Annotated in this window: 8 protein-coding genes; 3 read left to right on the top strand and 5 right to left on the bottom strand. The window is 64.9% G+C overall.

From position 1 onward, the window contains the following. Positions 1-40 precede the first annotated feature (40 nt). Positions 41-1,318 (top strand): MFS transporter, encoded by a 1,278-nt coding sequence (locus tag VGL01_RS06325; protein WP_331567995.1) that lies wholly within the window; start codon positions 41-43, stop codon positions 1,316-1,318. A 95-nt stretch (positions 1,319-1,413) separates the two neighbouring features. Here VGL01_RS06325 and secF read toward each other — a convergent pair whose 3' ends face one another. From secF to queA, 5 genes are all read right to left on the bottom strand, one after another. After that, complete coding sequence (gene secF, locus VGL01_RS06320) at positions 1,414-2,364, bottom strand: protein translocase subunit SecF (protein ID WP_331567994.1); 951 nt, start codon at positions 2,362-2,364, stop codon at positions 1,414-1,416. A gap of 30 nt (positions 2,365-2,394) precedes the next feature. Next, positions 2,395-4,434 (bottom strand): protein translocase subunit SecD, encoded by a 2,040-nt coding sequence (gene secD, locus VGL01_RS06315; RefSeq protein ID WP_331567993.1) that lies wholly within the window; start codon positions 4,432-4,434, stop codon positions 2,395-2,397. A 112-nt stretch (positions 4,435-4,546) separates the two neighbouring features. Continuing rightward, positions 4,547-4,873, bottom strand: a complete 327-nt coding sequence (yajC, locus tag VGL01_RS06310) for a preprotein translocase subunit YajC (RefSeq protein ID WP_331567992.1) — start codon at positions 4,871-4,873, stop codon at positions 4,547-4,549. A gap of 123 nt (positions 4,874-4,996) precedes the next feature. Beyond that, a complete protein-coding gene (gene tgt / locus VGL01_RS06305; protein ID WP_331567991.1) occupies positions 4,997-6,178 on the bottom strand; it encodes a tRNA guanosine(34) transglycosylase Tgt in 1,182 nt (393 codons plus the stop codon). A gap of 54 nt (positions 6,179-6,232) precedes the next feature. Continuing rightward, entirely contained in the window at positions 6,233-7,282 is a 1,050-nt protein-coding gene (queA, locus tag VGL01_RS06300; RefSeq protein WP_331568004.1) for a tRNA preQ1(34) S-adenosylmethionine ribosyltransferase-isomerase QueA, read from the bottom strand. Between the two features lie 121 nt (positions 7,283-7,403). On the opposite strand from queA, the gene recG reads away from it, so the two are divergent. Together recG and VGL01_RS06290 are read left to right on the top strand one after the other, a co-directional pair. Continuing rightward, a complete protein-coding gene (gene recG / locus VGL01_RS06295; protein WP_331567990.1) occupies positions 7,404-9,602 on the top strand; it encodes an ATP-dependent DNA helicase RecG in 2,199 nt (732 codons plus the stop codon). A gap of 114 nt (positions 9,603-9,716) precedes the next feature. Continuing rightward, positions 9,717-10,676, top strand: coding sequence for a hydrogen peroxide-inducible genes activator (locus tag VGL01_RS06290; protein WP_331567989.1), 960 nt, complete (start codon positions 9,717-9,719; stop codon positions 10,674-10,676). The last annotated feature ends 120 nt before the right edge of the window (positions 10,677-10,796 follow it).

The following is a 10,796-nucleotide window of genomic DNA, read 5'->3' as shown; positions in this document are numbered from 1 at the left end:
GCCGCGGCACTGCTCCCCTAAAACAACCCAGGAGGCAAGCATGGGCGAGACTTTGACGGCACGACCGGCCACGGCGCGCAATGGCGTGTGGCGGGCAGTCGTTGCAACATCCATCGGCAACGCACTCGAGTGGTTCGATCTTGTCGTCTACGGATTCTTTGCCGTTCTGATCGCCCAGCTTTTCTTTCCCGCGGGCAACGAAACCGTCTCGCTGCTGCTCACGCTCGGAACGTTCGGCGTCTCGTTTTTCATGCGCCCGCTTGGCGCCGTCGTTATCGGCGCCTACGCGGACCGCGCGGGGCGCAAAGCCGCTCTTACGCTGTCGATCCTGCTCATGATGGTCGGTACCGCCATCATTGCCGTGCTGCCGACCTACGAGCGCATAGGCGTGGCGGCGCCGCTCATTCTGGTGCTCGCGCGGCTCATGCAGGGTTTTTCCGCCGGCGGGGAATTCGGCAGCGCCACGGCGTTTCTGGCCGAACACCAGCCCGAGCGGCGCGGATTCTTTGCGAGTTGGCAGGTGGCGAGCCAAGGTCTTACCACGGTGCTGGCCGCTGTTTTTGGTGCCGTGCTGACGGGCGCGCTCACGCACGAGCAACTGTCGACCTGGGGATGGCGCGTGCCGTTCATCTTCGGTCTGCTGCTGGGGCCGATTGCCTATTACATCCGCTCGAATGTCGACGAAACGCCGGAGTTCCTCGCGGCCGAGACGACGCGCACGCCGCTGGCCGATACGTTCGCCGCGCACAAGACGCGGCTGGCGGTGGCGATTGGTATTGTGGTGCTTGGCACGGTCTCGACGTACCTTGTGCTGTTTATGCCGACTTACGCAGTGAAGCAGTTGAAGCTCCCTTCGTCGATCTCGTTCGCCGCAATCGTGTTGACCGGCGCGATCCAGATGGTTTGCTCACCGCTCGTCGGGCATCTGTCCGACCGGTATGGGCGCACGGGCATCATGTCTGCTTCGGCGGCGCTCATGCTTTTGCTAGCGTATCCGGCCTTCGCGTGGCTCGTGGAGCGACCCACGACAGGCGTGCTGATCGCCGTGCAAATCGGCTTGGGACTCCTGATGACCGGGTATTTTGCGGCGCTGCCAGGGCTGCTGTCCGAGCTCTTTCCCGTGGCGACCCGCACGACCGGCATGTCGCTCGCCTATAACATCGCGGTCACGATCTTCGGTGGCTTCGGCCCGTTCATCATTGCGTGGTTGATCCGGGCAACGGGCGACAAGGTCGCGCCGAGCTTTTATCTCATGTTCGCGGCGGCGGTGAGCTTTGCGGCGCTGATTGCGGCGCGGCGGGTGCTTGGCTTGCGGTGAATGGAAGGCGACCCTGCCATCAGGGGCCGTGTACCAGAAAAAACGCGCGGCTCAGATGAGCCGCGCGTTCTCGATGTTAACGATGCTGCCGAGTGTCAGACTTCCGCCCCGGCGTTCGGATCATTCGGATCGTGGCGCGGACGCGTTTCCTTGAGCAGGTCTTCGCGCTTCACGCCGAGCCACATCGCCAGCGCGGCCGCGACGAATACCGACGAGTAGATGCCGAACAGAATGCCGATCGTGAGCGCCAGCGCGAAATAATGCAGCGTCGGCCCCCCGAACAGGAACATCGACAGCACCATCATCTGCGTGCAACCGTGCGTGATGATCGTGCGCGACATCGTGCTCGTGATGGCGTGATTGATGACCCCCATGACGCTCATCTTCCGTTCGCGACGGAACGTCTCGCGAATCCGGTCGAAGATCACGACGGACTCGTTGACCGAATAGCCGAGCACCGCGAGCACCGCGGCCAGCACGGATAACGAGAACTCCCATTGGAAGAAGGCGAAGAAGCCGAGAATGATGACGACGTCGTGCAGGTTCGCGACGATACCGGCCACCGCGTACTTCCATTCGAAGCGGAACGACAGGTAGATCATGATGCCCGCCACGACGCAGGCGAGCGCAAGCAGGCCGTTCGTGGCGAGCTCCTTGCCGACCTGTGGCCCGACGAACTCGACGCGTTGCAATTGAGCGGCCGCGTCGTGCTGCTTGAGAGCAGCCATGACCAGCGTGCTTTGCTGCGACGACGTCAGCCCGGCCTTCAGCGGCAAGCGGATCATGACGTCGCGCGAAGTCCCGAACGTCTGCACCTGCGCGTCGGCGTAGCCGAGCGTGCCGAGCGTCTCGCGCACGGGCTCGAGCTGCACCGCCTGCGGATACTGCACTTCGATCACGGTGCCGCCCGTGAACTCCACCGACAAATGCAGTCCACGGTGTAGCAAAAAGAACACCGCGGCGAAGAACGTGAGGAACGAAATCGCGTTGAAGATCAACGCGCGCTGCATGAACGGAATGTCTTTATGGATGCGGAAAAATTCCATGTTCTTCTCTCCGGAGCCTAGGTCGGCCCGTTAGCGGGGCGAGCCCGGTTTGCGCGGCGCGCTGGCGCCTTCGCGCGCGCGGTTGCGCAGTACAGGCTTGCTTTCGCGTGCCCCCTTGCCCTTGGCCGGCGTGCGTGCCTCCGGCGAGGCGAGGGCAGCGCTCGCCTGCGCGGTGTCGGTCTCGGCATCGGCGCCGGTGTAGGGCGCGCCGGCGCCCGCGGGACGCCAGACCTGGCCGATCGCGAGCGACTTCAGCTTCTTCTTGCCGCCGTACCAGAAATTGACGAGACCGCGCGAGAAGAACACGGCCGAGAACATCGACGTCAGAATGCCGATGCAGTGCACGACGGCGAAGCCGCGCACGGGGCCGGAGCCGAACGCGAGCAGCGCGAGGCCGGCGATGAGCGTCGTCACGTTCGAATCGATGATGGTGGCCCACGCATGCGCATAGCCGTTCTGAATCGCGAGCTGCGGCGGCGCGCCGTTGCGCAGCTCTTCGCGCACGCGCTCGTTGATGAGCACGTTCGAGTCGATCGCCATGCCCAGCGCAAGCGCGATAGCCGCGATACCCGGCAGCGTCAGCGTGGCTTGCAGCATCGAGAGGACGGCAACGAGCAGCAGCAGGTTCACCGACAGGCCGATGACGGAAACGACGCCGAAGAGCAGGTAGTACGCGACCATGAAGACCGTGATCGCCGCGAAGCCGTAGACGACCGAATCGAAGCCCTTCTTGATGTTGTCGGCGCCGAGGCTCGGGCCGATCGTGCGTTCTTCGATGATGTCCATCGGCGCGGCGAGCGAGCCGGCGCGCAGCAGCAGCGCGAGGTCGGCCGCGGCCTGCGGCGTCGGCTGGCCCGTGATCTGGAACCGGTCGCCGAGCTCGGATTGGATCGTCGCGACCGTCAGCACCTGGCCCTTGCCTTTTTCGAACAGCACCATCGCCATCGGCTTGCCGATGTTGTCGCGCGAGACGCTTGCTACCGCGCGGCCCGCCGTCGAGTTCAGGCGGATACTGACCGAGGGGCGCTGATGTTCGTCGAAGCCGGCCGAGGCGTCGATGATGCTGTCGCCCGTGAAAATGACCTGCTTGCGCAGCAGCACCGGAACCTGATTGCCTTCGGTGAACAGCTCGTCGCCGGCCGGGACCGCTTCGCCCGGTTGCGGATGCGTGTTGACGGGATCGGCGAGGCGCGCTTCGAGCGTTGCCGTGCGGCCGATGATCTCCTTCGCCTTGGCGGTGTCCTGCACGCCGGGCAGCTCGACGACGATGCGGTCCGCGCCTTGCTGCTGGATCACCGGTTCCGCCACGCCGAGTTCGTTCACGCGGTTATGCAGGGTCGTGATGTTCTGCTTGACGGCCGCTTCCTCGACGCTGCGCTGCTGAGCCGGCGAGAACGTGCCGACGAGCTCGGTGCCGCCGTCCGCGGCCGGCCGCGAGTTCCATTGCAGCTCGGGGATCGAGCGCGTGAGCTGCGTGCGCGCCGTGTCGGCCACGCTTGCCTCGGCGAAGCGGATGACGACCGATTGACCGACGCGATTCACGCCGCCGTCGCGGATATTCGACTCGCGCAAATTGGTGCGCGCATCCGAGGCATCGGCATCGAGGCGCTTGCTCAGCGCGCCGGCCATGTCGATCTGCATGAGGAAGTGCACGCCGCCGCGCAAATCGAGGCCGAGATACATCGGCAACGCGTGCAGCGCGGTCAGCCAGCGCGGCGAGGCGCTTTGCAGATTGAGCGCGACGATGAATTGCGGATCGGACTGATCGGGGTTCAATGCTTTTTGCAGCGCGTCTTTCACATGCAACTGCGTGTCCGTGTCCTTGACGCGCACGCGGATATTCGCATTGGTCGCGCCGTTATCGAACGTGACGTCGTCGGGCTTGATTCCGTTCGCGGCGAGCGCGGCTTCGACTTGCGAGAGCGTGGACGAATCGAGTTTGACGGTTGCCTTGCCGCTCAGCACCTGCACCGCGGGCGCTTCGCCGTAGAAGTTGGGCAATGTGTACAGAAGGCCGATGGCAAGCGCCACGGCCATCACGACATATTTCCAAAGGGGGTAACGATTCATGGGATGGGCCGAACGGAAATGGGCGTAAAGGCGCGGTAGGAAGCGGCGTCGAGGCTCGGCGACGAGCGCGCGGCGCCCGATGAGCCGCGCGTTTCGCCTGTGCTGCGGCGCGTCAGAGCGACTTGATCGTGCCTTTCGGGAGAATCGTGGTGACGGCGGCCTTCTGGACGACGATTTCGGTGCCCTCGGCGATTTCGACGCCGACATAGGCGTCGCTCACCTTCGTCACTTTGCCGACGACACCGCCCGTGGTCACGACTTCGTCGCCCTTGGCCATCGCCGAGAGCATGCTGCGGTGCTCTTTCTGGCGCTTCATCTGCGGGCGGATCATGATGAAATAGAGCACCGCGAACATGAGGATGAGCGGCAAAAAGCTCATCAGGCTGGACTCGGCGCCGCCGGTTCCGCCTTGCGCGAATGCGTTGGAAATCAAGGACACGTTTAATTCTCCGTAAGTACGATCGGAACGATCTGAGAGATCGAAAAAAAGGCCGCGTATTTTACCACCGCCGCTCGAGGCGACGGCGGAGCAGCGCGGGATTGGGACCGGCAGCCCGCGCCGCTAGTCGACGCCCCTTGCGCGCTCCTCGGCGAATCGCATCCGAAAAGCGTCGAAAGTTCTAGTTTCGATGGCTTCGCGCATTTCGCGCATCAGTTCCAGGTAGTAATGCAGATTGTGGATCGTATTGAGCTGGGCGCCCAGAATTTCCCCTACCCGGTGTAGATGATGCAAATAGCCGCGCGTGAAGTTCCGGCAGGTATAACACGCGCACGATTCGTCGAGCGGGCGAAGCGAATTCTTGTGCGTCGCGTTGCGAATCTTGATGTCGCCGAAGCGCGTGAAGAGCCAGCCGTTGCGCGCGTTGCGCGTGGGCATGACGCAATCGAACATGTCGATCCCCGACGCTACGCCCGCCACGAGGTCCTCGGGCGTGCCGACGCCCATCAGATAATGCGGTTTGTCGGCGGGCAGACGCGGGCCGACGTGCTCGAGCACGCGCATCATCTCTTCCTTGGGCTCGCCGACGGACAGTCCGCCCACCGCAAAGCCGTGAAAATCGATCTCGGCCAGCCCCGCGAGCGATTCGTCGCGCAAATCCTCGTACATGCCGCCTTGCACGATGCCGAATAGCGCATTCGGGTTGCCGAGGCGCGCGAATTCATCGATCGAACGTTTTGCCCAGCGCAGCGACATGCGCATCGACGCCGCGGCGTCGGCGTGCGACGTCGGTACGCCGTCCGTGGCGTAAGGCGTGCACTCGTCGAACTGCATGACGATGTCCGAATTCAAGACCTTCTGAATCTGCATCGACACTTCGGGCGACAGAAAGAGCTTGTCGCCGTTGATCGGTGAGGCGAACGTGACGCCGTCTTCCGTGATCTTGCGCAGCTCGCCGAGCGAAAAGACCTGGAAGCCGCCCGAATCGGTCAGGATCGGGCGCCGCCAGCCCATGAAGGCGTGCAGGCCGCCGTGCGCCGCAATCGTCTCGAGGCCCGGACGCAGCCAAAGGTGAAACGTATTGCCGAGCACGATTCGCGCTTCGATTTCCTCGAGTTCGCGCGGGGCGATCGCCTTGACGGTCCCGTAGGTGCCCACGGGCATGAAGATCGGCGTCTCGACCACGCCGTGATTCAGGGTCAGGCGCCCCCGCCGGGCCTGCCCGTCGGTGGCGAGCAGTTCGAACGCGAGCCCGCCGGGTGGCGCCTCGCCGGGCGGATGTTCGTGGGTGAGACCTTCGGTCATGCATGACTCCGGAAAAAGGCTGCGCGCGCCGTTTTCGAGCGGCGCGCCGGTGCATCAGTCATCGCGGCGTGTGAGCAGCATCGCATCGCCATAGCTGAAGAACCGGTAGCGGGATGCGATCGCGTGCCGGTAGGCCGTGCGGATCGTCTCGACGCCGGCGAACGCGGATACGAGCATCAGCAGCGTCGACTTCGGCAAATGGAAATTGGTCACGAGCCGATCCACGATGCGAAAACGGTAGCCGGGCGTGATGAAAATATCGGTTTCGGCCGAGGTTGCCGCGAGCGGCCGGCCCGCCGCTTCGGCGTCGCGCGCGGCCGCTTCGAGCGCACGCATCGACGTCGTGCCTACGGCCACGATACGGCCGCCGCGCGCGCGCGTCTCGGCGATCGCGTCGACGAGCGTGTCCGGCAATTGGTACCACTCGCTGTGCATCTTGTGCTCGGCGATGTTCTCCACGCGCACGGGCTGGAACGTGCCGGCGCCCACGTGCAGCGTCAGCGTCGCGCGCCTGACGCCGCGCGCGTCGAGCCGGGCGAGCACGTCGTCGTCGAAATGTAGTCCGGCCGTCGGCGCGGCGACGGCACCCGGACGTTGCGCAAAGACGGTCTGGTAGCGGGTCTCGTCGGTCGCGTCCGGATCGTGCTCGATGTAAGGCGGCAGCGGCAGGCGGCCGTGGCGCTCGATCAGATCGAGACAGCTCTCGGGAAAATGCAGCGTGTAAAACGGTTCGACACGCTCGCCGACCGTGACGTCGAACGCATCGGCTAGCCGCAGGATCGTGCCCGGCGCGGGGCTTTTGCTTGCGCGGATCTGCGCGAGGGCCGAGCGCTCGCCCGTTACGCGCTCGATCAGCACCTCGATTCTTCCCCCGCTGGCCTTTTGCCCGAAAAACCGCGCCTTGAGCACTTTCGTATCGTTGAAGACGAGCAGATCGCCCGCCGAGAGGCACTCGGGCAACTCGAGGAAGCGGCGATCGACGAGGCGCGCCGGGGTGGCCGCGGTATCCACCTCGAGCAGACGGCTCGCGCTGCGTTCAGGCAGCGCCTGCTGTGCGATGAGTTCGGGCGGCAGATTGAAATCGAAATCGGAAAGCGTGAACATGCTGCGTTGGTCGGCCTGAAGCGGCGCGGCCCGACAGACGTGCGAGCCGCTATGATCGCGAAACATCGCGAACGCGGTTTTACATGCGATAAAGCCGATATTGTACTTGCGAAGAGGACCGATGCCCTTGCCACGCCCGCACCTGCCCGATCCGTCGGACGACGTTCCCGCGGCCGAACCCGTCGTGGAGAGCCCGCGCAAGGCCCCGAAGGCGGCCAAGGTGGCCAAGGTGGCCAAGGTGGCCAAGGTGGCCAAGTCCGCCGACAAGCTTGCCAAGCTCGGCCTCACGCGCGACATCGATCTCGTCTTGCACCTGCCGATGCGCTACGAGGACGAAACGTCGCTCACGCCGATCGGCGAACTGCTGCCCGGGGAGACGGCGCAGACCGAAGGCGTCGTGTTCGACAACGAGATCGCTTACCGTCCGCGGCGGCAGTTGCTCGTGAAGCTGCGGGACGACGCGGGCGAGGAGCTGATTCTGCGCTTTCTGAACTTTTACGGCTCGCAGGTCAAGCAGATGGCCGTCGGCGAGCGCCTGCGGGTGCGCGGCGATGTGCGCGGCGGCTTTTTCGGGCTCGAGATGGTGCACCCGAGCGTGCGTCCCGTCGACACCGATACGCCGCTGCCGCAGGCGCTGACACCCGTTTATCCGAGCACGGCCGGCGTCTCGCAGGCCTACCTGCGCAAGGCCATCGACAACGCGGTGGCACGCACGCCCTTGCCGGAATTGCTGCCCGAGCCGCTTGCGCAAGCCTACGTGCGCCGGCTCGGCTTGCCGCCCCTCGCTCAGGCCGTGCGCACGCTTCATCATCCGAGCGCGGACGCCGACGAAGCGGCATTGATCGACGGTACGGACCCTGCGTGGACGCGGATCAAATTCGACGAACTCCTCGCTCAGCAGCTCTCGCTCAAACGAGCTCACGAAGAGCGGCGTCGCCGCACGGCCCCGCCGATGCCTGCTGCCTCGAACGGCGCGCAAGCCGCCGCGCAGACACTCAGTGCCCGCCTGCGGGCAGCGCTGCCGTTCGCGCTGACCGGTGCGCAAGAGCGCGTCGTCGCCGAGATTTCGGCCGACCTGACCGCCCCGCACCCGATGCAGCGGCTCTTGCAGGGCGATGTCGGCAGCGGGAAGACCGTCGTCGCGGCGCTGGCGGCCGCGCAGGCGATCGACGCCGGCTATCAGGCGGCGATGATGGCGCCCACCGAAATCCTCGCCGAGCAGCACGCCCGCAAGCTGCGCGGCTGGCTCGAGCCGCTCGGCGTGGCAGTGGCGTGGCTCGCGGGCAGCCTGAAGACGAAGGAGAAACGGGCGGCGCTCGAGGCCGCGGCCAGCGGTACGGCGCAACTCGTCATCGGCACGCACGCGATGATCCAGGAGACCGTGGAATTCGCGCGGCTCGGGCTCGTGATCGTCGACGAGCAGCACCGCTTCGGCGTCGCCCAACGGCTTGCGCTTCGGGCGAAGGCGCATCGGGCCGCGGACGGGGCCAGCGATTTCCAGCCGCATCAGCTCATGATGTCGGCGACGCCGATCCCGCGCACGCTGGCGATGACCTACTACGCCGATCTCGACGTGTCGACGATCGACGAGCTGCCGCCAGGGCGCACGCCGATCGTCACCAAGCTCGTTTCCGACACGCGCCGCGACGAGGTGGTCGCCCGGGTGCGCGAAGCGGCGCTGACCGGGCGGCAGGTCTATTGGGTGTGTCCGCTCATCGAGGAAAGCGAGACGCTGCAGCTGCAAACGGCGGTCGAAACGTTCGAGAAACTGGCGGCGGCGCTGCCGGAGTTGCGCGTCGGCCTCGTGCACGGCAGGCTGCCGCCCATGGAAAAGGCGGCCGTGATGGAGGCATTCGCCGGCAACGAGGTCCAATTGCTCGTGGCGACCACCGTGATCGAAGTGGGTGTCGATGTGCCCAACGCGTCGTTGATGGTGATCGAGCACGCTGAGCGGTTCGGCCTCGCTCAACTGCACCAATTGCGCGGGCGGGTGGGGCGCGGCAGCACCGCCTCGGTCTGCGTGCTGCTCTATGGCGGGCCGCTTTCGCTGACGGCGCGCGCGCGTCTGAAGACGATGCGCGAGACGACGGACGGTTTCGAGATCGCGCGCCGGGACCTCGAAATCCGGGGGCCGGGGGAATTTCTCGGCGCGCGGCAGTCCGGCGCCGCGATGCTGCGCTTTGCCGATCTGCAAAACGACGCGTGGCTGATCGAGCCTGCCCGTGAAGCCGCGGCGCGGCTCGTCGCCGAGTACCCCGATGTCGTGGCGGCGCATCTGGCGCGCTGGCTCGGCGGGCGCGAGCAGTACCTGAAGGCCTGAACGAAGGCAGGGCGAATGGAGCTCGGCTCGAAACTGGGGCTTATACGGTTGGCGAATTCGCGCGACGGGTGTATAACTTAAACCTATCAACTCCCAAGTTTTGATTGTCCCCCAATGACGCTCACTGAACTGAAATACATCGTGGCGGTAGCCCGCGAGCGACACTTCGGGCGCGCTGCCGAGGCGTGCTTCGTCAGTCAGCCGACGCTGTCCGTCGCGATCAAAAAGCTCGAGGACGAGCTCAACGTGCAGATTTTCGAGCGCGGAACGAGCGAAGTCAGCGTAACGCCGATCGGCGAGCAGATCGTGACCCAGGCGCAACGGGTGCTCGAGCAGACGCTCGCGATCAAGGAAATCGCCAAACAGGGGAAGGACCCGCTCGTGGGGCCGCTGCGGCTCGGTGTCATCTATACGATCGGGCCGTATCTGCTGCCGACGCTCGTCAAGCAGATGATCAAGCGTGTGCCGCAGATGCCGCTGATGCTGCAGGAGAACTACACGCTCAAGCTCATCGAACTGCTCAAGCAAGGCGAGATCGACGTGGCGATCATGGCGCTGCCGTTTCCCGAAACGGGCCTCATGGTACGGCCGCTTTACGACGAGCCGTTCGTCGTCGCGCTCCCGTCCGGCCACGCATGGGAGTCGCGCAAGAAGATCGACGCCGACGACCTCAAGCAGGAAACGATGCTGTTGCTCGGCAACGGACACTGTTTTCGCGACCATGTCCTGGGCGTTTGTCCCGAGCTGATGCGATTCTCGCAGACGGCCGACGGCATCCAGAAGACGTTCGAAGGCTCCTCGCTCGAGACGATCCGCCATATGGTGGCCAGCGGAGTCGGCATTACCGTATTGCCGCGTATGTCGGTGCCCGAGGTGAAGGTGCACGCAGGCGGGCCCGATGCCGGTCTACTCAGCTATGTTCCCTTTGACGAACCCGTGCCCGATCGCCGCGTCGTGCTGGCGTGGCGCAAGAGCTTCACGCGCATGCCGGCCATCGATGCGATCAGCGAAGCGATTGCCGCCTGCGACTTGCCCGGCGTCGACAAGCTCGATCTGCCGGCCGTGGTGAACTGAGTGCCGAAGATGTCCGCTTGGACATGACGGGGCGGCCGCTGCCGCCTCGTTTTTTTAGCCCCTATCGAATAGATTGAATCGATTAATTTGCTGTTGTCGATAGCTATCTATATGCTCGGC

The sequence above is a fragment of the Trinickia sp. genome, from assembly GCF_036503415.1.
Taxonomy (GTDB): Bacteria; Pseudomonadota; Gammaproteobacteria; order Burkholderiales; family Burkholderiaceae; genus Trinickia.
This window is presented reverse-complemented; position numbering and strand designations above follow the sequence as displayed.

Coding starts and splice junctions, on each gene's coding strand:
- VGL01_RS06325 (WP_331567995.1), top strand. CDS start 41: ATGGGCGAGACTTTGACGGCACGACCGGCCACGGCGCGCAATGGCGTG.
- secF (WP_331567994.1), bottom strand. CDS start 2,364: ATGGAATTTTTCCGCATCCATAAAGACATTCCGTTCATGCAGCGCGCG.
- secD (WP_331567993.1), bottom strand. CDS start 4,434: ATGAATCGTTACCCCCTTTGGAAATATGTCGTGATGGCCGTGGCGCTT.
- tgt (WP_331567991.1), bottom strand. CDS start 6,178: ATGACCGAAGGTCTCACCCACGAACATCCGCCCGGCGAGGCGCCACCC.
- queA (WP_331568004.1), bottom strand. CDS start 7,282: ATGTTCACGCTTTCCGATTTCGATTTCAATCTGCCGCCCGAACTCATC.
- recG (WP_331567990.1), top strand. CDS start 7,404: ATGCCCTTGCCACGCCCGCACCTGCCCGATCCGTCGGACGACGTTCCC.
- VGL01_RS06290 (WP_331567989.1), top strand. CDS start 9,717: ATGACGCTCACTGAACTGAAATACATCGTGGCGGTAGCCCGCGAGCGA.